13 protein-coding genes are annotated in these 21712 nt (G+C 70.1%); 10 read left to right on the plus strand and 3 right to left on the minus strand.

Translation table 11 applies throughout. The annotated features are described in order from the left end of the window. The first annotated feature begins 138 nt into the window (after positions 1-138). The 3 genes from BR39_RS0116710 to BR39_RS0116720 all read left to right on the plus strand — a co-directional run bounded on the left by BR39_RS0116710 (position 139) and on the right by BR39_RS0116720 (position 8312). Positions 139-480 (plus strand): PRC-barrel domain-containing protein, encoded by a 342-nt coding sequence (locus tag BR39_RS0116710; protein ID WP_029914220.1) that lies wholly within the window; start codon positions 139-141, stop codon positions 478-480. 282 nt (positions 481-762) lie between these two features. Beyond that, positions 763-6564, plus strand: coding sequence for a hypothetical protein (locus tag BR39_RS0116715; protein ID WP_029914223.1), 5802 nt, complete (start codon positions 763-765; stop codon positions 6562-6564). Between the two features lie 296 nt (positions 6565-6860). Further along, positions 6861-8312 (plus strand): DEAD/DEAH box helicase, encoded by a 1452-nt coding sequence (locus BR39_RS0116720; RefSeq protein ID WP_029914224.1) that lies wholly within the window; start codon positions 6861-6863, stop codon positions 8310-8312. A 169-nt stretch (positions 8313-8481) separates the two neighbouring features. Here the strand turns inward: BR39_RS0116720 and secA are convergent, their stop codons facing one another. Then, positions 8482-11247, minus strand: a complete 2766-nt coding sequence (gene secA, locus BR39_RS0116725) for a preprotein translocase subunit SecA (protein ID WP_029914226.1) — start codon at positions 11245-11247, stop codon at positions 8482-8484. Positions 11248-11536: 289 nt separating this feature from the next. Here secA and BR39_RS0116730 point away from each other — a divergent pair, with 289 nt between their 5' ends. The 7 genes from BR39_RS0116730 (at position 11537) to BR39_RS0116760 (ending at position 17633) form a co-directional block, all read left to right on the plus strand. After that, positions 11537-12517, plus strand: a complete 981-nt coding sequence (locus BR39_RS0116730) for a peptidylprolyl isomerase (RefSeq protein WP_029914228.1) — start codon at positions 11537-11539, stop codon at positions 12515-12517. Next, a complete protein-coding gene (gene argJ / locus BR39_RS0116735) occupies positions 12514-14043 on the plus strand; it encodes a bifunctional glutamate N-acetyltransferase/amino-acid acetyltransferase ArgJ (protein ID WP_081916852.1) in 1530 nt (509 codons plus the stop codon). The genes BR39_RS0116730 and argJ overlap by 4 nt, the downstream gene beginning before the upstream one ends. 2 nt (positions 14044-14045) lie before the next feature. After that, positions 14046-14501, plus strand: a complete 456-nt coding sequence (locus BR39_RS0116740) for a hypothetical protein (RefSeq protein ID WP_029914239.1) — start codon at positions 14046-14048, stop codon at positions 14499-14501. 21 nt (positions 14502-14522) lie between these two features. Next, positions 14523-14939, plus strand: coding sequence for a DUF5990 family protein (locus BR39_RS0116745; protein WP_029914241.1), 417 nt, complete (start codon positions 14523-14525; stop codon positions 14937-14939). 139 nt (positions 14940-15078) lie between these two features. Then, positions 15079-15771: an ABC transporter ATP-binding protein gene (locus tag BR39_RS0116750; protein ID WP_231499494.1), complete on the plus strand. Its 693-nt coding sequence runs from the start codon at positions 15079-15081 to the stop codon at positions 15769-15771. Continuing rightward, a complete protein-coding gene (locus tag BR39_RS0116755; protein WP_029914245.1) occupies positions 15768-17321 on the plus strand; it encodes a hypothetical protein in 1554 nt (517 codons plus the stop codon). Before BR39_RS0116750 ends, BR39_RS0116755 begins: the two co-directional genes overlap by 4 nt. 93 nt (positions 17322-17414) lie before the next feature. Further along, positions 17415-17633 carry a hypothetical protein gene (locus tag BR39_RS0116760; protein WP_029914247.1) on the plus strand — a complete coding sequence of 73 codons (219 nt, stop codon included), beginning with the start codon at positions 17415-17417 and terminating at the stop codon, positions 17631-17633. Positions 17634-17810: 177 nt separating this feature from the next. On the opposite strand, the gene BR39_RS0116765 is transcribed toward BR39_RS0116760, so the two are convergent. Both BR39_RS0116765 and BR39_RS0116770 read right to left on the minus strand, forming a co-directional pair. Then, entirely contained in the window at positions 17811-20111 is a 2301-nt protein-coding gene (locus BR39_RS0116765) for a PAS domain-containing protein (protein ID WP_029914249.1), read from the minus strand. 167 nt (positions 20112-20278) lie between these two features. Further along, on the minus strand, positions 20279-21679 hold the full coding sequence (locus BR39_RS0116770) for an MFS transporter (RefSeq protein ID WP_035018570.1): 1401 nt from the start codon (positions 21677-21679) through the stop codon (positions 20279-20281). Positions 21680-21712: the final 33 nt, after the last annotated feature.

The following is a 21712-nucleotide window of genomic DNA, read 5'->3' on the forward strand; positions in this document are numbered from 1 at the left end:
CCACCATCATCCGCAACGCCAGCTGGCCTGACCATACCGACCAAGGTCTGACCAATGGATCGATCTTGGCCGTAGCCGCGTTTGTTCGCGGAACAAACCTCAAATCCTGCCCATAAGACCCTGCCAAGGAGCCCCTCGATGAGCCTCGACGATCGCCTGGTGAAGAGCGCCGCCCTGATCGGCGTCAAGGTCAACGACGCGGGCGGCCACAAGCTGGGCGCGATCCGCGAGGTGTTCATCGACCGCGACGCCGGCATCGCCCGCTACGTGGCCATCGAACCGGCGGGCCTGTTCGCGGCCGGCGGCAAGTACCGCCCCCTGCCCTGGCGCCTGCTGACCTGGGACGACAAGGACGAGGCCTATGTCGCCGACGTGACCAAGGACCGCTTCAAGGAGGTCCCCGCCTACGACCGCGACCAGCTCAACAGCGCCACCTACGGCTGGGCCGAGCAGGTGGAGCGCTTCTTCGAGGAACCCTAGCCTTCCGCTAGAGCGCCAAAAACCTTAACTGGACGTTGTACTAAGGCGAAGCTAGAGACCTCCTCCAAGTAGCGTTTTGGGGGGAAGTTTCCAGTGGTCGAGTCGAGTGTGTTCGTGCGCGCGAAGCGCAGGCGTTTGTTGGGTTGCAGCGTCCTGGCGCTGACGATGGGGATGGGCGGCGCGGCGTTCGCGGACTGCCTTCCGGCGTCTCCGACTCCGACCACCCCGGTCACCTGTTCCGGGACGACGGTGGCCCAGCTCGTCATTTCGACGAGCGGCGCCATGGACGTGCCGGTCGGCGCGGTCCTCGAACGCCCCGATATCGTGGGCCAGTACAACGCCCTCATCATCACCTCGGCGGCCGGCGCGACGCCCGGTACGACGGTGAGCCTGAACGTCGACGGCACGATCACCGGCGGCGTCACCACCGGTATCCAGGTCACCTCCACCGGCGCCAACAACAGCTTCCCGGCCACCAAGCTCGACCTGACGGTGGGCCAGACCGGCCGGGTCGAGGGCGGCAACGCCATCTGGCTCAATGGCCAGAACTACGCGGGATGGGCTCCCGTCATCGCCACGATCGACAACAGCGGCGTGATCTCGGCGACCGCCATGGGCCTGGTGGCGTCCGATCCGCAGATGTCCGGATTCCAATCGATCACGAACCGGGCGGGCGGCGTGATCCGCAGCGACGACACCGCCATCTACGGCTCGGTGGGCGTCCTCACCAACGCCGGCCTGATCGACGGCGGAGCCGGATCGGCCTATTGGCTCAACGTCGCCAACACCAGCTTCGCGGTGATCCCCCAGTCGATCACCAACACCGGAACGATCCGGTCCGGCAGCAGCCTGCCCACCATCAGGCTGGACATGGGCTACATGACGATCACCAACAGCGGCGTGATGCGGAACGACGCTTCCGGGTCGGTGATCGACACCGCCAACCTCGTCACGCTGACGAACAAGGCCGGGGGCCTCATCCAGAGCGCCGGCGGGACCGCGATCAGGGCCGACGGCGGGACGATCATCAACGCCGGAACCATCAACGGCAGCATCTTCACCTCCGGCGCACGAGGATCGTCCACGGTGCTGGACAACAGCGTGGGGACCATCAACGGCGCCGTGCAGCTGGGCGCGCAGGACGACATATTGCTCGCGCGCTGGGACGCCGCGGCCGGCCGGATCGCCGGGATTTCGGGCGCCATCGATGGCGGCGGCGGCACGAACACGCTGCGGTTCGACTTCACGCAGGACGTCACGCTCGACTCGCTCATGCAGAACGTCGTGCTGCCCACCCGCTTCCTGAAGCTGGGGATGATGATCGGCCCGAACGCCACCGCCACGCTCAACAGCGACGCGGTCGACGGGCTTTTCATCGGCGGCTCGGGACGGTTCGTGACCACGGGCAAGGTGACCAGCACCGGCGCGGCCTTCGTCACGACGATCGGTCCGCCCTGGGACTACAGCGCGACGCTCGGCTTCAGGAACACGGGCGACATCACCGCGACCTTCTCGCCGGCCGGCGGCGGCGTGGACCCGTACGGCTTCGCCGTCGAGCTGCAGAACCTCAACGACTTCGTCAACACCGGCACGATCACCTCGACGGCCGCCGGCGGCGTGTCCGCCAACTTCCTCTGGGACGTGGCCGGCGGCTTCTCCAACAGCGGCACGATCATCGCCAGCGGCACGGGAGCCTATGTAAACGCAGCCAAATTCAGCAACAGCGGAACGATTCGCTCGACCTCCGGCACGGGCCTCAATCTGGGCTACTTCGCCCGGGTCGGAGAGAACAGCGGCACGATCGAGGGCGCACTCATAGGCGCATCCTTGTCCGGCGCCCTATCCAACAGCGGGACCATCAAGGCGACGAACGGCGTGGGCGTGCTGCTCAACAGCGCCAGCCTCGATAACCTGGCCGGCGGCGTGATCACCGGCTCCAAGGCGTCCGTCGCCAACGGCTACACCGCCCGCGTGACCAACGCCGGAACGCTGAACGGCGACGTCGATTTCACCGCCGGCTACTATTCGAACGACGTCTTCATCAGCAAGGGCGGCACGTTGAATGGCGGCCTATTGATGGGCGGCGGCGAGGATGTCTTCGTCACCACCGTCGACGACTTCGCCAACGGCAAGTTCAAGAGCGTCACCGGGGCGATGGACGGCGGCGACGGAGTCGACCGTCTGATCCTGCGGGTGGCCGCCAACACGACCACCAAGATCGCGTCCGCGACGTCCTTCGAGCGCGTCGGCTACGAGTTGGGCGACGGCGTCAGCCTGACCCTGACGGCGGACAAGACCTTCACCAGCATGCTGATGCTGGCGGGCAAGGGCAAGGTCGACCTGAGCGCCGACATGACCGTCAACGACGGCTACGCCATCATGGTCACCACCCCGTTCGACGGCGCGTACAGCGATGTCGGCGAGGTCTCGATCGTCAGCCACGGCGCGCTGTCGTTCACCAGCACCAACTATTCCGGCGTCGGCGTGGCGCTGAACGACAAGTCGACGTTCGAGAACCTCGGCAGCATGATCGTCACGGGTCGCGCGTTCACTTCGCCGCCGACGGCCGCGATCACGGGCGGCAAGCTGGTGACCAACTCGGGCACGATCGTCCTGGACGGCGCCGCCGGGATCACCGGCGCGCTCAAGGTCGTCAATACGGGAAGCATCGTCCAGTCGGAGACGGGCGAGCGGTCGCTCGGGCTGTACAACGCCCAGATCGTCGAGAACAGCGGCGTCATCAGCACCGCCGGCGATGCGATCATGCTGTACTACTACAACTACTCCACGCCCACGACGACGACCCCCAGCGTCACCAACAGCGGCGTGATCCACTCCACCACCGGCAACGCGATCATCCAGTACAGCTCGGGCGCGGCGACGATCACCAACACCGCCACCGGCCAGATCGTCAGCGACACGGCGCTGGCGATCAGCACGGGCAGCTATGGCGACACGGTGCGCAACGACGGCGAGATCGTGGGCGGGATCAACCTGAACTACGGCGACGACCGGCTCGAGAACTACGGCTCCATCACCGGCGCCGTGAACCTGGGCGACGGCAACGACACCTTCGTCCAGTGGGTCGGCGGCGCGATGAACGGCACGGTGGACGGCGGCTACGGCCTCGACACCCTGATCATCGACTCGACCGGCGGCGGCAGCGTTTCAGGCTCCCAGTTCACCAATTTCGAGCGCTTCAAGCAGATCGGCGGCGGCAGCCTCGTCTACGAAGGGGTGTTCAACTCGGCGATCGTCCTGGACGGCGGCGGCGCCGAGGTGCTGGCCGGGAAGACGGTCATGACGCCCGCCTTCCTCGGCGGCTCGGACAGCGAGCACATCAAGAACGGCGGCCTGATCCAGGGCAGCATCAACCTCGGCGCCGGCGCCGACAGCGTCGAGAACAACGGCTTCATCGACGGCTCGGTGCTGCTCGGGGACGGAGACGACGTCTACACCGCAGGCCTCGGCTCAGGCGCACAGTACGCCATCGACGGCGGCGCCGGGACGGACACCTATGTCGTCGAACTGGACGGCCTGTGGGGCAACATCCTGCACGGCGCCAATTTCGAGCGCCTGGGCCTGATCGGCACGGGCAGCCTGAACCTGACCCTGGACCAGAACTGGGAAACGGTCAGCCTGGCCGGCGTGGGCCTGACCCTGCAACAGGGCGCCTTCTCGGTCGGCGGCGTGTTCGGCGGCGATCAGGCCGAGGTCGTGTCCCTGGACCGGGACATCGCCAAGGTTCAGCTCGGCGGCGGAGCCGACGCCCTGACCCTGGCCGGCGACACCTTCGCCGGCGCCTATGACGGCGGCGCGGGGACCGACGCCCTGACGTTCTCGACCGGCAACAAGGTCGTCGTGAGCGGCGCGGTCTCGGGCTTCGAGACCGTGGCGCTGAGCGGCGGCCAGATGGACGTGTCCGGCGTCCTGGGGGCCAGCGGCGACAAGCTGACCTTCTCGGGCGGACCGCAGCGACTGACCCTCCTGTCCGGCGGCAAGCTGGACGGAACCGTCGACCTGGGCGCGGGCGCCGACCTGTTCCAGATGGCCGCCGGCGGCCAGTTGGTCGGCACGGTGCTGGGCGGCGCGGGCGACGACAAGGTCGCCATCGACCTGACGTCCGACCTGTCGCTGCGCGGCGACCAGCTGCAGCAGTTCGAGACCCTGGAGGTCACGGGCACGGGCGCGCTGAACTTCACGGGCGGCGCGGCGCACTTCGACCACCTGGTCAGCAACAGCAAGGACCTCACCCTGGCCGCGGGCGCCAGCCTTGACGCCGGCGACCTGACGCTGGGCGGCGACGCCAACACCGTGACCCTGGCCGGCAGCTTCTCGGGCGCGCTGGACCTGGGGGCCGGCGACGACGTCCTGCGCCTGACCACCGGCGGAACCGTCGCGGGCGTCGCGCACGGCGGCGCGGGCCAGGACAGCCTGGTGCTGGCCCTGGGCGGCACGGACGCCGCGCCGATCGCCCTGGGCGCCACGCCGTTCGACGGCTTCGAGACCCTGAGCGTCCAGTCGGGCGTGATCAGCGTTTCGGGCGGCTACGGCTTCGACAGCATCCAGGTCCAGAGCGGACGCCTGATCGGCCTGGCCGGTTCGCAGCTGACGGCCTCGAACATCACCGTGGGCCAGGGCGCGACCTTCGGGTCGGCCGGCGCCGTCAACGGCGACATCGCCGTGGCGGGCACGCTCAGCCCCGGCGCCTCGCCGGGCACCATGACCGTGACGGGCGACGTCGCTCTGGTCGCGGGCTCCACCGCCCTGTTCGAGTTCACGCCGACGGTCAGCGACAAGCTGGTGGTGTCGGGCACGGTGACGATCGCCCAGGGCTCGACCCTGAAGCTGGTCGGCGCCGCCGCCCTGACGCCCGGTCGCCGTCTCGACCTGATCACCGCCGGCGGCGGGATCATCGGGTCGTTCTCGACCATCGACGGCGCGCAGGGGCTGAACCTGCACATCGAGCAGTCGGCCACGCGACTGCAGGCCCTGGGCCTGTTCACGACCGACACGGCCTTCTCCTCGCAGGTGTCGGGCCTGATCGACCAGTTCAACACCGCCCTGATCGACGACAAGGTCAGCGCCTCGCTGATCGCCGCGCTGCCGCTGCTGGTCGATCCGGCCACCAGCAAGAGTGATCCGCGCGCCCTGGCCCGGGTCACGCCCCAGGCCTACGCCTCGGCCTCGCAGCTGGCGGTCGAGGACGGCCTGACGGTGGTCGAGGCCTCGCGCGCCCAGGCCCGCTTCGCGCCGCAGACGCCGGGCCTGTTCGGCTTCGGCCAGGCGATCGCCAGCCAGCGCAAGCTGGACGGCGACGCCGCCGCCGGGATCGCCAAGGGCAAGATCGACACCACCGGCGGCCTGGCCGGCGTGGGCTACGGCGTCGACTCCGCCTGGGCGGGGGCCTTCGTCGGCTACCTGAACGGGCGCCAGCGCATCAACGAACTGGACGTCCGCACCGGGACCGACAGCTTCGTGATCGGCGCCCAGGGCCAGGTCCGGGTCGGCGGCTTCCAGCTGGGCGCCATGGCGGCCCACGACGGCGCCGACGTCGACACCCGGCGCACCGCGCCCGGCGGGACGGCGGCCAGCGGCGACTACAAGCTCAAGAGCTGGATCGCCGACGTCAACCTGACCTACCGCGCCAAGCTGAACGCCGACTGGGTGGTGCAGCCGCGCCTGGGCGCCAGCTACGTCCAGACCACGCGCGACGGCCTGACCGAACGCGGCGGCGGGGCCTTCGGCCTGGCCGTGCAGGGCGACAAGGCCTCGGCCTGGTTCGTCGACGGCCAGGTGGAGGTGCTGGGCGGCCAGACGGCCGGCGCCCGCCTGCATCCGTTCGCCTCGCTGGGCCTTCGGACGACGGCCAGCGGCGGCGGCACGGCCGCCTCGGCCACGCTGACCGGCCTGCCGACGCCGATCGTCGTCGACGGCCTGGCCCGCGACGGGACCCTGGCCACGGCCGGAGCCGGCGCCGCCTACGACCTCAGCCAGGGCCTGACGGTCTCGGCCGCCTATGCCGGCGAGTTCGGCGACGGCGGGCGCCAAGGGGTGTTCGTCGGCCTGAACTGGAAGTTCTAACCCTCGGAATCGGAGGCCCGTGCGTCAGCGCGGGCCTCCGGAACCCTTGCGACAAAAGGCCTTCTTCGGCCTCGCCCTTGACTTCGCACCTGCAATAAACGACATACGCCGTACGCCATCCGGCGTTATCGGCCGCTCCAGCCGCGTGAGGGACCCCTTCGGTCCAGCCTGTCGAGCGCCCTGAAAGCTTCTCATCAGACCGCCCGTGTCACGCGGGGCGCTCCCCACCGACCCGCCGCCAGGCGAGCCGTGCGAGGATCGCATGCGCCGCCGCGCGGCTGCACGAAAGACACTGAGTGACTCAATTCTCCGATCTCGGCCTCGCCAAGCCCCTGCTGAAGGCGCTGGCCGACAAGGGCTACACCCAGCCCACCCCGATCCAGGAACAGGCCATCCCGACCGTGATGTCGGGCCGTGACCTGCTGGGCATCGCCCAGACCGGCACCGGCAAGACCGCCGCCTTCGCCCTGCCGATCCTGCACCGCCTGGCCGAGGACCGCCGTCCGGCCCCGCGCCGCGGCTTCCGCTGCCTGGTCCTCTCGCCCACCCGCGAGCTGGCCACCCAGATCGCCGACAACTTCAAGGCCTACGGCGCCCACCTGGGCCTGACCGTGGCCACCATCTTCGGCGGCGTGAAGTACGGCCCGCAGATGAAGGCCCTGGCGGCCGGCGTCGACGTAGTCGTGGCCACCCCCGGCCGCCTGATGGACCACCTGGGCGAGAAGTCGGCCCACCTGAACGGCGTCGAGATTTTCGTCCTGGACGAAGCCGACCAGATGCTGGACCTGGGCTTCGTGGTGCCGATCCGCAAGATCGCCAGCCAGCTGCCCAAGGACCGCCAGAACCTGTTCTTCTCGGCCACCATGCCGGGCGAGATCGGCAAGCTGGCCGGCGAGCTGCTGAAGAACCCGGCCCAGGTCTCGATCACCCCGCAGGCCACCACGGTCGAGCGCATCGAGCAGTCGCTGATCTTCATCGAGGCCCAGCGCAAGCGTCCGCTGCTGGCCGAGCTGCTGGCCGACCGCAGCGTCGAGCGCGCCATCGTCTTCACCCGCACCAAGCGCGGCGCCGACCGCGTGGCCAAGTACCTGACCGCCAGCGGCATCGAGAGCGCCTCGATCCACGGCGACAAGACCCAGGGCCAGCGCGAGCGCGCCCTGGCGGCCTTCAAGGCCGGCGAGACCAAGGCCCTGGTGGCGACCGACATCGCCGCGCGCGGCATCGACGTCAACGACGTCAGCCACGTGTTCAACTACGAGCTGCCCAACGTGCCGGAGGCCTATGTCCACCGGATCGGCCGTACGGCCCGCAAGGGCAAGGACGGCGTGGCTATCAGCTTCTGCGCCGACGACGAGCGTCCGCTGCTGAAGGACATCCAGAAGGCCACCCGCCAGACGATCCCGTCCTTCGACCGCCGCAACGACAAGGGCCTGGCGGCCGCCGCGGCGGTGGCCGACAAGCTGGCTCCGCCGGAGAAGTACGTCGATCCGCGCCGCGCCGACCCGCGCAACAACGTGCCCTCGGAACTGCGCCGCCAGCGCAACCGTCCGAACAAGAACGGCGGCCAGAAGGCTCAGGGCCAGGGTCAAGGCCACGGCAAGCCGGGCGGCCAGAACCGCGGCCGCAACGGCGGCGGCCAGGGCCAGGGCCAGCAGGCCCAAGGTCAAGGCCGCTCGGGCGGCGGCGACTTCCGCGGCCCCAAGCGCGCGGCGGCCCCGTCGGAGCGCTGGAACCCCATCGACTCGTGATCCTGACGGGGACATGCCCTTGCGGCGTGTCCCCAACAGCATCCACGGAGCCAAGACTTGGGCACACGCCACGAGGGCGTGTCCCCGTCAGCTTTGGTGGAACTGAAAAAGCAAAACGCCCGCCCCGGTCTCCCGGGGCGGGCGTTTTCTTTCGTCAGACGCTCGGGCTTTAGACCAGCGCGCCGTGGCAGTGCTTGAACTTCTTGCCCGAGCCGCAGGGGCAGGCGCCGTTGCGGGCGGTGTATTCCCAGCCTTCCGGCAGGACCGAGACCGGCAGGGCCTCGCGCTGCTCGGGCGACAGGCCTTCCGGCAGGGCGCCGGCGGTGGCCGCGTTCTCGCCGGTCAGCGGGTCCAGGTGCACCTGGGTCAGGCCTTCCGGCGTGTGCAGGGGCTCGGGCTCGGCATAGGCGATCTCGACCGTCATCAGCCAGCGGGTGGTGTTGGTGCGCAGGTCGCCCAGCAGCTTCTCGAACAGCGAGAAGGCCTCGGTCTTGTACTCGTTCAGCGGGTCGCGCTGGCCGTAGCCGCGCAGGCCGATGACGTTGCGCAGGTGGTCCAGGTGCATCAGGTGCTCGCGCCACTGCAGATCGATCATCTGCAGCAGGAAGTTCTTCTCCACCGAGCGCATCTGCTCGGGGGTGATGATCACTTCGCGCTCGGCGGCGTAGGCGTCGGCCGCCTGGGTGATGCGCTCGCGGAAGGCCTCGTCGTCGACGCCCTCCTCGGCCGCCCATTCCTCAATCGGCAGGTCCAGGCCCAGGATCGCCTGGCAGCGCTCCTTCAGGCCCTCGATATCCCACTGCTCGGCATAGGCCTTGGGCGGGATGTGGCGGGCGATGAAGTCGTCGACCACGTCGTGGCGCATCTCGGTGATGATCTCCGAGAGGTCGGTCGCCTCCATGAACTCCTGGCGCTGCTCGAACACGGCCTTGCGCTGGTCGTTGACGACGTCGTCGTACTTCAGAAGGTTCTTGCGGATCTCGTAGTTGCGCTGCTCGACGCGCTTCTGGGCGGTGGCGATGGCGTTGTTCAGCCACTTGTGGGTGATCGCCTCGCCTTCCTGGACGCCGAAGGTGCGCATGATCGCGTCGAGGCGCTCGCCGGCGAAGATGCGCAGCAGGTCGTCCTCGCACGACAGGAAGAACTTCGAACGGCCCGGGTCGCCCTGACGGCCGGTGCGGCCGCGCAGCTGGTTGTCGATGCGGCGGCTTTCGTGGCGCTCGGTGCCCAGCACGAACAGGCCGCCGGCGGCCAGGGCCTTGGCCTTGGCTTCGCTGATCTCGGACTCGATCTCGGCCTTCTGGGCCAGCTCGTCCTCGTGGGTCGGGGTGATCCCCAGGCCCTTCTGCTGCTGCTTCCAGTTGGCCACCCGCATCTCGACGTTGCCGCCCAGCTGGATGTCGGTGCCGCGGCCGGCCATGTTGGTGGCGATGGTCACCGCGCCGGGCACGCCCGCGTCGGCGACGATGCCGGCTTCCTGCTCGTGGAAGCGGGCGTTCAGCACCTGGTGCGGGATGCCCTTGTGCTTCTTGCCTTCATATTCCCAGGCGTAGGTCGACAGCAGCTTGGACAGCTCTTCCGACTTCTCGATCGACACGGTGCCGACCAGGATCGGCTGGCCGCGCGCGTGGCAGTCGGCGATCTGCTTGAGGATCGACTCGTTCTTCTCGCGCTCGGTGCGGTAGACCTCGTCGTCGTCGTCGATGCGCTGGACCGGACGGTTGGTTGGGATCTCGCTGACGCCCATCTTGTAGATGTCGTCGAATTCCTGGGCCTCGGTCGCGGCCGTGCCGGTCATGCCGGCCAGCTTCTTGTAGAGGCGGAAGTAGTTCTGGATGGTCACCGAGGCCAGGGTCTGGTTCTCGGGCTGGATCTGGGCGCCTTCCTTGGCCTCGATGGCCTGGTGCAGGCCTTCCGACAGGCGGCGACCGGTCATCATGCGGCCGGTGAACTCGTCGATCAGGATCACCTCGCCGTCCTTGACGATGTAGTCCTTGTCGAGCGTGTACAGCACGTTGGCGCGCAGGGCCTGGTTGACGTGGTGCACGACCGAGATGTTGGCGGCGTCGTAGAGGCCGGCGGTGTCCTCGGCCAGGTGGCCGCCCGCCATCAGGATCTCTTCGATGCGCTCCTGGCCTTCCTCGGTGAGGATGACCTGCTTCTGCTTCTCGTCGTGATCGTAGTTGGTCTTGTCCTTGATGAGTTCCTTCACCAGGACGTCGATGGTCTTGTAGAACTCGCTGCGGTCCTCGGTCGGGCCCGAGATGATCAGCGGCGTGCGGGCCTCGTCGATCAGGATCGAGTCCACTTCGTCGACGATCACGTAGTGGTGGCCGCGCTGGACCATCTCCTCGACGCTGTAGACGAGGTTGTCGCGCAGGTAGTCGAAGCCGAATTCGTTGTTGGTGCCGTAGGTGATGTCGCTGCGATAGGCGCGCTGACGTTCACCCTGGCTGAGGCCGTTGACGATCACGCCGTACGACAGGCCCAGGAAGTTGTGGATCTGGCCCATCCACTCGGCGTCGCGCTTGGCCAGGTAGTCGTTCACGGTGATGACGTGGACGCCCTTGCCTTCCAGGGCGTTCAGGTAGGTCGGCAGGGTGGCGACCAGGGTCTTGCCCTCGCCGGTGCGCATTTCCGAGATGCCGCCGCCGTGCAGGACCATGCCGCCGACCATCTGGACATCGAAGTGGCGCATGCCCAGCACGCGCTTGGACGCCTCGCGGACGGTGGCGAAGGCTTCGACCAGCAGGTCGTCCAGGGTCTCGCCCTTTTCCAGGCGGGCCTTGAACTCGGCGGTCTTGGCCTTGAGGGCCTCGTCCGACAGCGCGGCGTATTCCGGCTCCAGGGCGTTGATCTTCGCCACCTTGGCGGACATCGCCTTGACTTTGCGTTCGTTGGAAGAGCCGAAGAGCTTTTTGGCGAAGCCGAGCATGAAGTGAGGGTTCCGGAGCGGGTGTGTGTGAGGCCGGCGCTAGGGCTTGAAGGCCTTCACTACGGTAAATTCGAGGCGTCGAAGCGAGCGGAAAGTCCACTTCTTCTACGCGCGCGGAGACTTAAGCACCGGCCTAGCGGGTGTCAACGCGAGGCGGGGGCGTGCGGTTACGGTTTGCGCCCCGTTTAACAGCTTCGCGCGTTTTCCGATCCATATCGCGAAGCTGTTTCCTCTTGGCGTTAAACCGCGCTAGAGCGCTGAAGGAGAGTCAGCCGGAGATCGGCCACAGATGAATATTGGTAAGCCTCGCGCGTACGGCCTCGTCGCCGTCCTGGCCCTGAGCCTGCTGGTCGCCGCCTGCGGTCGCAACAAGGCCGACGAGCGTCCGCCCGAACCCGGCGACACCGCCGTCGCCCGGGTCGACGGCCACACGGTCTGGGCCAGCGACGTCAAGCGCGAAGCCGTGGCCCAGGGCCTGATCAGCGAAGGCGAGCCGCTGGACATCGGTTCGGACCTGTTCCGCCAGCGCCTGGACGAGGTGATCGACCAGAAACTGCTGGCCGCCGAGGCGCTGAAGCAGAAGCTCGACAAGGACCCGGTGGCCCAGCGCCGCCTGGCCGCCGCGCGCGAGCGCATCCTGGGCGACATGCTGGTGGAGAGCGTGGTCGAGAAGGCGGTCAACGAGAACGCGATCCGCGGCCTCTACGCCGAGCAGCAGAAGCTGTCCAAGCGCAGCGAGGAGATCCGCGCCCGCCAGATCCTGGTCGCCAGCCAGGCCGACGCCGAGGCCGTCAAGAAGCTGCTGACCGCCGGGGCCTCGTTCGACGCCCTGGCCATGGAGCGCTCGACCGACCCGGCCACCCGCTTCAACGGCGGCGACCTGGGCTACTTCACCGTCGACGTCATGCCGCCGGCCTACGCCGCGGCCCTGCAGAACGTCGAGAAGGGCGCGCTGGTCGGCCCGTTCCAGACCGAGGGCGGCTGGGCCGTGCTGCGCGTCGAGGACAAGCGCCTGGAGGAACCGATCACGCTGGAGGCCGCTCGTCCGCAGATCGTGCGCTTCCTGACCTATGACCAGGTCCGCGACCTGCTGGAGAAGCTGCGCGGCGGGGCCAAGGTCGAGATGCTGACCGGCAAGCCCCAGGACGTGCCCGGCGCGCCGCAGGAACCGGCCTCGGCCCCGCCCGGCTCGGCCGACCAGGCCCCCTCCTCCGACCTCGACGACGCCCCGCCGGCGTCCGCGCCCGCTCAAGCTCCGGCCAAGAAATGACCAAGACCCCCTCCAAGGCTTCCAAGCCCGCCGCGACCAAGAAGGCGACCAAGGCCGAGCCGAAAGCCAAGGCCGCCAAGCCGGCCGCCGCGCCCTCGCCCACCCCGGCCGAAATCGTCGGCCAGGTCGGCGCCAGCGTCGGCCAGACCCTGGAACGGGCCCTGGACCCGCTGACCGCCGCCCTCAAGCGCGCCGGCCTGCGCCGCGCCCAGAAGGACGCCAGCCAGGGCGCGCCCGAAACCGCCCAGGCGGTCCAGGCCGCCAAGCCCGCCGGCGCCCCGGGCAAGCCGGGCCTGGCCGTCTCGCCCCTGGCCGTGCCGTTCCCGACCATCCCGCCGATCGCCGGGGTCGAGATCGCCACCGGCCGCGCCGGCTTCTACAAGCACCAGCGCGAGGACATGCTGCTGATGCGCTTCGCCGAGGGCACCAGCTGCGCCGGCGTGTTCACCCGCCACGGCGTCGGCTCGGCCCCCGTCGACTGGTGCAAGCGCCAGCTGGCCGCCAGCAAGGGCGAGGACGTCCGCGCCCTGGTGGTCAACGCCGGCTGCGCCAACAGCTTCACCGGCAAGCCCGGCGCCGACGCCGTGCGCCGGGTGGCCACGGCCGTGGGCAAGCGCTTCGACTGCCGCCAGCGCGACGTGATGATGGCCTCGACGGGCGTCATCGGCGTCATCCTGGACGACAGCAAGATCATCTCGAACCTGCGCGAGGTGGAGACCCGCCTGACCGAGGACGCCTGGGCCGGCGCCGCGGCGGCGATCATGACCACCGACACCTTCCCGAAGGGCGCTTACGCCACGGCGATGATCGACGGCCACGAGGTGCGGATCGCGGGGATCACCAAGGGCTCGGGCATGATCGCGCCCGACATGGCCACCATGCTGGCCTTCGTGGCCACCGACGCGGCCATCGCCCCGGCCGCCCTGCAGACCCTGGTCAGCCTCTACACCCGCACCACCTTCAACTGCGTGACGGTGGACGGCGACCGCTCGACCAACGACACCTTGCTGCTGTTCGCCACCGGCCAGTCGGGCGCGCCCAAGATTCACCGGGCGGGCGACCGCCGCCTGGCCGATTTCCGCGAGAAGCTGGAGGCCGTGCTGCTGGACCTGGCCCTGCAGCTGGTCCGCGACGGCGAGGGCGCGACCAAGTTCGTCAAGATCACCGTCAACGGCGCCGAAAGCCCGCTATCGGCCCGCAAGATCGCCCGCACCATCGCCGAAAGCCCGCTGGTCAAGACCGCCTTCGCCGGCGAGGACGCCAACTGGGGCCGCATCGTCATGGCCGTGGGTCGCGCCGACGAGCCGGTCAACCGCGAGAAGCTCAGCGTCAAGTTCGGCGACCTCTACGCCGCCCGCGACGGCCTGGTCTCGGCCGAGTACGACGAGGCCAAGATGAGCAAGTACGTCAAGCGCCAGGAGTTCGAGGTCTCGGTGGACGTCGGCGTCGGCAAGGGCTCGGCCACGGTCTGGACCTGCGACCTGACCAAGCAGTACGTGGCGATCAACGGGGACTATCGGTCGTAGCCATGGCCCTCGATCTCACCGACATCGCCGAGACCTGCCGCGACGCCGGCTACGTCGTGACCGAGATCGATCGCGGCCTGGAGATCGCCGGCGCCGACGACGGCGGGGCCTTCTACCTGTTCCCGGAGGGCGACTGGCTGCAGGTGCGCTGCCAGGTGTTCGACGAGACCGACCTGGACCAGGCCCGCGACCTGACCGCCCTGTTCGAGACCGTGGCCCGGGCCCAGTTCCGGATGATCGGCTGCCGGTTCGGTTTCGACGAGTTGACCGGCCTCTGGCTGGTCGCCGACCTCTTCCCCGGCTTCGAGCCCGAGCGCCTGCCGGCCGTTCTGGAACAGCTGACCTTCGTCTGGAGCTCGCTGGGCGAGGTTCTGGACGCGGCGCTGAAGGGGACGGTCGTGGACGAGGTCACCCTGGACGCGGCGTTCGAACTGGAACCCGACGGCCGGCCGAACTAGGCGGCGGGGAGGCGCAGGCCCATGACCGGACAGGCCGTCATGCTCAGGCTCATCATCCGGGGCCCGGTCCCGGGCGTGGCCTACAGCCTTCAGGACAAGGACAACCGGCCGGTCGGGCCCGTCACGGCGGGCGACGGCCCGATCGCGTTCGACGTGCCGGTGCGCGTGGCGCCGGGGCCGCGGTTCCTGGGGGATTTCGTGCGCAGCGAAGCCGGCGGCCGGCGCTTCGTCTACATCGCCATCGGCGTCTCGGCGGGCCAGCACGCCTCGCCGTGGACCCGGCGCGCCAAGATCGACATCCATACCCTCCCGGAAGACCTGCTGAACCAGGCGCTGGCGGGCAAGGTCCTGGAGGCCCTGCTTCCCGGCCGCGACAAGGACGGCGGCCCGGCCTGCGCGACCGTGCGGCCGATCGCCCCCTGGCGGGCCGTCGACTGACGTCGGCGCCGGCCGCGAGGCGCTTGAAACCGCGGCCCCAATCGCGTTCTCATGATCGCCTGTCATTGGGGAGACGCCGCGTTTGACCGAAGCCCTCATCGTTCGCGGCCTCGACAAGACCTTCACCAAGCCGGCGGTCATGGACCTGGACCTCACCGTCCACGCCGGCGAGCTGTACGCCCTGCTGGGCCCCAACGGGGCGGGCAAGACCACCACCCTGCGGATGGTCGCGGGCCTGACCAAGCCCGACAAGGGCGAGATCAGCATCTTCGGGATCGACGCCCGGGCGGACCCGGCCGCCGCCAAGGCCATCACCGCCTGGGCGCCGGACGAGGCCATGGTCTATGACCGGCTGACGCCTCTGGAATATCTGGAGTTCGTCGCCGGCCTGTGGAACGTCGAGCCCAAGGCCGCCAAGGCCCGGGCCGAGGCGCTGCTGGCCAAGCTGGGCCTGGCGGCCGAGGCGCGCACGCGCTGCGAGGGCTTCTCGCGCGGCATGAAGCAGAAGGTGGCCCTGGCCGGGGCCCTGATCCACGACCCCAGGCTGCTGATCCTCGACGAGCCGCTGACGGGCCTGGACGCCGCCGCCGCCCGCCTGGTCAAGGACATGCTGCAGGAGCGGGTCGACGCCGGCGGCACGGTGATCCTGACCACCCACATCCTGGAGGTGGCCGAGCGGATGGCCGACCGCATCGGCATCATCGCCGGCGGCCGCCTGCTGGCCGAGGGCTCGCTGGACGCGCTGCGCACCCAAGCCGGCGAGGGAAAGGGCGGCTCCAGCCTCGAGGACGTCTTCCTGCAACTGACCGCGACCGAGGGAGCCCCCGCGTGACCCTGTTCGCGCCGGGCTCGATCCTCTGGCTGCTGGGCCACGAGATGCGGCTGTACTGGCGCAACTTCCGCGCCGGACGGGCCGGCCGGGGCGCGCGCGGGCTGATCAGCCTGGTGATCGTGGCGGCGATGCTGCTGGGCGGCGGCGTCCTGGCGGCCCTGGGCCTGCACGACGTCCAGGTCCCGATCAATCCGATCTCGATCAGCCTGGCCGCCCTGGGCAGCGCCGTGGTCTTCACCCTGATGCTGTCCCAGACCCTGAGCGCGTCGAGCGAGGCGCTGTATGACCGCAACGACCTGGACCTGCTGTTCTCCTCGCCGATCGGGCCCGGCAAGGTGCTGTTCGTGCGCTCGCTGGGCGTGGCGGGCGGGGTCCTGACCATCTTCGCCCTGTTCGTCACGCCCCTGCTGCTGCCGTCGGTGATCTGGGGCCATCCCGGCTGGATCGGGGTGTTCGGGATGCTGGGCGCCCTGGCCTTGAGCTCGACCGCCGTCGGCCTGCTGCTGGCCATGGCCCTGTTCGCCCTGATCGGCCCGCGCCGCACCCGCACCGTGGCCCAGGTGCTGGCGGCCCTGGTCGGCGCCGCCTTCTTCCTGGCCAGCCAGACCCGTACGATCCTGGGGGCCCAGAAGAGCAGCAGCCTGTTCCTCGAGATCGAGCGCCAGGCGCAGGAGGGACGGCTGCACCCGCCGCCGATCGTCGCCCTGCCGCTGCGGGCCATGCTGGGCGAGCCCCTGCCCCTGCTGGTCCTGCTGGCCGGCTCGGCGGCGCTGTTCGCCCTGGCCGCCCTGGCGCTGGGCCGGCGGTTCTCGGACGCGGCCGCCGCCACCCAGGGCAAGACCGCCGCCCGGCCGGCCAAGGTCCGCCGCGGCGACGCCCGCCGCGCCTTCGCCGCCGGCCCCTTCCTAGCCACCGTGCGCAAGGAGCTGCTGCTGATCGGCCGCGACGCGGCCCTGCTGTCGCAGGTGCTGCTGCGGGTCCTGTACCTGATCCCCACCGCCCTGGTGCTCAGCCGCAACGCCGCCCACGGCGCGGGCCCGGCGCTGGCCGGCGGGGCCGGGGTGGTGGCCTTCCTGGCCGGACAGGTGGCCGGAAGCCTGGCCTGGATCACCCTGTCGGCCGAGGACGCCCCCGACCTGCTGGCCGTGTCGCCGGCCAGGATCCGCACCCTGCGCCGCGCCAAGCTGGCGGCCGCCCTGATCCCTGTAGCCCTGTTCCTGGTCCTGCCGATCGCGGTCCTGACCTGGTTCCTGCCGACCGCCGGCGTCTGGACGGCCTTGGGCGCGGCCCTGGCGGCCTGGAGCAGCGGCCTGATCAATATCTGGCACCAGCGGCCGGGCAAGCGGTCGGACTTCAAACGGCGCGGCGGGGCCTCGTGGATGGCGACCATCGCCGAGATGCTGGTCTCGGCCCTGCTGGCCGGCGCCACGGGCATCGCCGTGGCCGGCCTGTGGGCCTGGGCCCTGATCCCGCTGGGCCTGGCCGGCGCGGCCCTGCTGAGCCTGCGGCGCAGCGACGCCCAGATCGCCCGCAACCTTCGAACACGGTAAAGCTGCGATTAGGGTTTTACCTGATTGCGCGACATTGCGACGCAGCTACGGTCTATGTCGGGTCGGGGACATAGAGTTGAGTCGAGAGTACGCATGCCCGCCGTGCACGCCACGTTCCGATCCCAGAACCACCGGGCGACCCGCCAGGAGTCGAAGGCCCTGGTCGTAGCGATCAGCGCGCTGCAGCTGGCGATGCTCTTCCTGGTCTGGCTGGTGGCCCTGATCCCGATGGCCCTGCTGGCCCTGGGCGCGACGGTGGTCCAGGCGCTGAAGCCCGCGGCCGCGAAGACCCCCGCGCCGATCGACTTCTAAGCGACGCCTAGGCTCTGATTTCTCCAAATCCCAAAATGTTGTCATCCCGGAAGCCTCGCAGAGGCTGTCCGGGACCCAGGGGACTGGGCTGAGGCCTTGCGGTTCACCTGGGTCCCGGACGAGCGCTGCGCGCTTTCCGGGATGACAACATTTTGGGGCGAGCTTGTTCGCCGCCCCCTACCCGTCCAGCGCCGCCTCGATCCGGCACACCACGCCGTCCGGCCTGAAGTCGATGTGCGCCACGCCCGACAGCTCGGCGGCCAGGCCCCGTTCGATCAGGCGCGAGCCGAAGCCCCGACGGCTGGGCGGCGAGACCGGCGGGCCGCCGGTCTCGGTCCAGGTCAGGACCAGGCGGGGATGGGGTCCGCCCGGGACCACGGTCCAGGCGATCCGCACCTGACCCGTCGTCAGCGACAGGGCCCCGTACTTGACCGCGTTGGTCGCCAGCTCGTGCAGGGCCATCGACAGCGACAGCGCCATGCGCGGCGACAGCCGCACCGACCCGCCTTCGGTCGCGAACCGCTCGGCCCCGCCGTGCAGGTCCTCCAGGCGGCCCAGCAGGTCCAGCAGGTCGGCCCCCTCCCAGTTCTCGCGGGTCAGCAGGTCGTGGGCCTCGGCCAGGGCGACGATGCGGGCCGAGAAGGCCTCCTGCGCCTGGGGCAGGGAGCGGGCGGCGTGGAAGGTCTGGGCGGCGATGGCCTGGATGGTGGCCAGCGAGTTCTTGACCCGGTGATTCAGCTCGTTGACCAGCAGCCGCAGGTGCAGCTCGGCGCGCTTACGGTCGGTGATGTCGACCGTGGCCCCGACCACGCGCGCGGGCTTGCCGGCGTCGTCGAAGAAGCCCCGGCCCTTGGCCGAGATCCAGCGCTCCTTGGCGTCGTCGCGGCCCACCGTGCGGTACTCGACGTCGATGTCGGCGCGGCGGACAGGGTCCATCGACGCCAGCAGCGCCGCGCGCACGGCCTCGCGATCGTCGGGATGCATGGCCGCGTAGAAGTCGTCCAGCCCGACATCGGCCCCCAGCGCCATGCCGAACATGCCGTAGCCGCGTTCGGACCAGCGCAGCTGGCGCTTGCGGACGTCGTAGTCCCAGGTGCCCACATTGCCCGCGTCCAGGGCCAGGGCCATGGTCGCCTCGCGCAGCACCTGGTCGGCCTCGGCCTCCTTGCGCTCGGTGACGTCGGACACCACGCCCACGAAACGCACGCACAGGCCGTCCTGGAAGAAGGCCCGGCCGAAGGTCTCGATCCAGCGCAGCGCGCCGTCGTTGTCGCGCCGGACGCGGTACTCACGGTTGATGGTGTTGTCGCCCGCCGGGTCCATGGCCGCGCGGATGGCGTCCATCAGCGCCGGCAGGTCGTCGGGATGGACCAGCCGCTCGAAGGCGTCGAGCGGGTTCTCGATCATGCCCTCCGGCAGGCCGTAGATCTCGCGGCAGCGCTTGTCCCAGTAGCGCTCGCCGGTCTGCGGATTGTGGTCCCAGCGGCCCAGGCCCGCGCCGTCGACGGCGATGCGCAGGTCGGCCTCGGCCGCTTCCAGCGCGTGCTCGATGCGCTTGCGGTCGGTGATGTCGACCATCACCCCCCGGTGGCGCACCGCCCAGCCCCGGGCGTCGCGCTCGACCTTGCCGCGGGTCTGCACCCAGCGGATCGAGCCGTCGGCCTGGATCAGCCGATACTCCTCGTCGAAATCGTTCGTGGTCCGCAGGTGGGTGCGGCCGGACTTGAGCAGCCGCGCGAAGTCGTCGGGGTGCAGGGCCTTGCTGAAATCCGCCAGCGGCAGCCCGCCGACGGCGCGCTCGGGGTCGACGTTGTGGAATCGCGCGTAGCGGGCGTCGGCATAGACCTTGTCGGCGAGGATGTCCCAGTCCCAGGTGCCCACCCCGCTGGCCGCCCTCAGGGCCAGCTGGTAGCGCTCCTCGCTGGCCCGCAGGGCCTGCTCGGCCTGGACCCGCCGCGTGACGTCGGTGAGGGCGATCAGCACCCCGCCCACGCCCGACGGCGCGGTGGCGTCGGGCATCGGGCTGAGCCGGATGTTGAAATAGCCGTCGGTGACCGAGCCGTCCGGCTGGATCGTGGTCAGGAACAGGTCCTCGATGACCGTGCCGCCGCTGGCCCCGGCCAGGATCGCCCGCTCGGGCCCCTCGGAATCGGCGGCCGAGGTCGGCGGCGCCTCGGCGAAGGTCTTGCCCAGGACGTACGGATGACGTTCGCCCAGCATGGGGGCGTAGGCGTCGTTGTAGATCAGCACCATCTCCGGACCCCAGCGAAGGGCGCTGGGAAACCGGCTGGCGACGATCATGTCGACGGCGAAGACCAGGGCGAGCGACCACGTGGCGCGGGCTCCGAGCGGCGTGGCCGCCCAGTCGAACGCCGCGATCCGCTCGCGCAGATCGCCGGGCGCGAACGCCTCCCCTGCCGAAGGCGTGCCTAACGGGGGCGTGTCGGGGGCGAGCCCCTGATCACGGGTGTCCACCATGCCCGTGTTCCTTCCCGGCCGCGGTCAACGGCCAAGGTGCAGCAGACCTCATGGCGGGCGGGGTTTCAAGCCGCGGCGCTGGACCCTGGGATTCTCATCCAACGAAAAACAGCCCGTTCCCACCTGCGGAGGCGAAAACGGCCGATAATTCATCCGGTTGCGGTCGGCTAGCCGACACTGGCCGCCGTACGGCCCTCACTGCGCCACGCCAACCAGGCCGCGACCAGCAGCACCGCCGCAGCGATCAGGCCCGAGACTCGCAGTCCGGCGGCGATGCGCTCGGGACCGCCGGCCGCCAGGGCGCCCATCACCGCCACCCCCGCCGCGCCGGCCGCCTGGCGGCAGGCGTTCAGCACGCCCGAGGCCGTGCCCGAGAAATGGCGGTCGACGCTGGCCAGCAGGGCGCTGGTCATGGCCGGCACCGCCGTGCCCATGCCGCCGGGGATCAGCAGGAAGCCGGGGACCATCAGCCAGAACGGCGTGGTCGGGGTCAGCCGGCTGGTCAGGGCGTAGCCCAGCGCCGCCACCAGCACCCCGCCGGCCATGGTCCGCGCCGGGCCGAAGCGGTGGGCGATCCGGCTGCTGAGCAGGTTGGAGACGATGAAGGTCGCCGTCAGCGGCAGGAAGGCCAGGCCCGCCTGGACCGCGTCGTAGCCCGCCGAGCGCTGCAGGAAGAGCCCCAGCACGAAGATCACGCCGTAATAGGTGAAGTTGACGCCGACCCCGATCGCCACCGCCGACCAGACCATGCGGTTCCTGAACACTTCCAGGGGGACCGCCGGATGCGCGCTGCGCATCTCGACCGCCAGGAACGCCGCCCCCGCCGCGACGCCGCCGGCCAGGGCGCCCAGGACCAGCGGATCGCTCCAGCCGCGATGGCCGCCCTCGATCACCGCCCCGACCAGGCCGACCAGGGCGAGGAACGCCAGCACCTGTCCGGGCAGGTCCAGCGGCCGCTTCTCGCGCGGCGGGACCTCGGGCACGAAGGCCAGGGTCAGGGCCGCGCCCAGCAGGCAGAGCGGCAGGTTGACCAGGAACACCCAGCGCCAGCCCAGGGCGCCGATCAGCAGGCCGCCGATCACCGGTCCAGCGGCGATCGACACCCCGCCGGCCGCCGTCCACCAGCCCACGGCCCAGGCGCGGGCCTTGTCGTCGCCGGCCGCCGCGTGGGTGATCAGGGCCAGCGAGGGCGGCACCAGCAGGGCGGCGGCCGCCCCCTGGATCGCCCGGGCCAGGATCAGTTGCAGGGCGTCGTGGGCCAGGCCGCAGGCGGCGGACGACAGGGCGAACAGCACCAGCCCGGCCAGGAAGGCCCGCCGGGGTCCGAACCGGTCGCCCAGCGCCCCCGCCGACAGCAGCAGCGCCGCCAGCAGCAGGGTGTAGGCGTCCACCACCCACTGCAGGCTGGCGGTCGGGGCCCCGAACTCGCGGCCGATGGCGTCCAGGGCCACGTTGACGATGGTCACGTCCAGCTGGACGATCGTGAAGCCGAAGCTGGCGGCCGCCAGGATCATCGGCAGGCCGGCGGGACGGCGGGCGGAGGCGGACGCGACTCGGACGTTGGTCATGGCGCGATCTTCGCCCAGGTCGCGGCCCGATGT

The organism is Caulobacter sp. UNC358MFTsu5.1 (assembly GCF_000712075.1).
GTDB lineage: Bacteria > Pseudomonadota > Alphaproteobacteria > Caulobacterales > Caulobacteraceae > Caulobacter.

Coding starts and splice junctions, on each gene's coding strand:
- BR39_RS0116710 (WP_029914220.1), top strand. CDS start 139: ATGAGCCTCGACGATCGCCTGGTGAAGAGCGCCGCCCTGATCGGCGTC.
- BR39_RS0116715 (WP_029914223.1), top strand. CDS start 763: ATGGACGTGCCGGTCGGCGCGGTCCTCGAACGCCCCGATATCGTGGGC.
- secA (WP_029914226.1), bottom strand. CDS start 11,247: ATGCTCGGCTTCGCCAAAAAGCTCTTCGGCTCTTCCAACGAACGCAAA.
- BR39_RS0116730 (WP_029914228.1), top strand. CDS start 11,537: ATGAATATTGGTAAGCCTCGCGCGTACGGCCTCGTCGCCGTCCTGGCC.
- argJ (WP_081916852.1), top strand. CDS start 12,514: ATGACCAAGACCCCCTCCAAGGCTTCCAAGCCCGCCGCGACCAAGAAG.
- BR39_RS0116740 (WP_029914239.1), top strand. CDS start 14,046: ATGGCCCTCGATCTCACCGACATCGCCGAGACCTGCCGCGACGCCGGC.
- BR39_RS0116745 (WP_029914241.1), top strand. CDS start 14,523: ATGACCGGACAGGCCGTCATGCTCAGGCTCATCATCCGGGGCCCGGTC.
- BR39_RS0116750 (WP_231499494.1), top strand. CDS start 15,079: ATGGACCTGGACCTCACCGTCCACGCCGGCGAGCTGTACGCCCTGCTG.
- BR39_RS0116760 (WP_029914247.1), top strand. CDS start 17,415: ATGCCCGCCGTGCACGCCACGTTCCGATCCCAGAACCACCGGGCGACC.
- BR39_RS0116765 (WP_029914249.1), bottom strand. CDS start 20,111: ATGGTGGACACCCGTGATCAGGGGCTCGCCCCCGACACGCCCCCGTTA.
- BR39_RS0116770 (WP_035018570.1), bottom strand. CDS start 21,679: ATGACCAACGTCCGAGTCGCGTCCGCCTCCGCCCGCCGTCCCGCCGGC.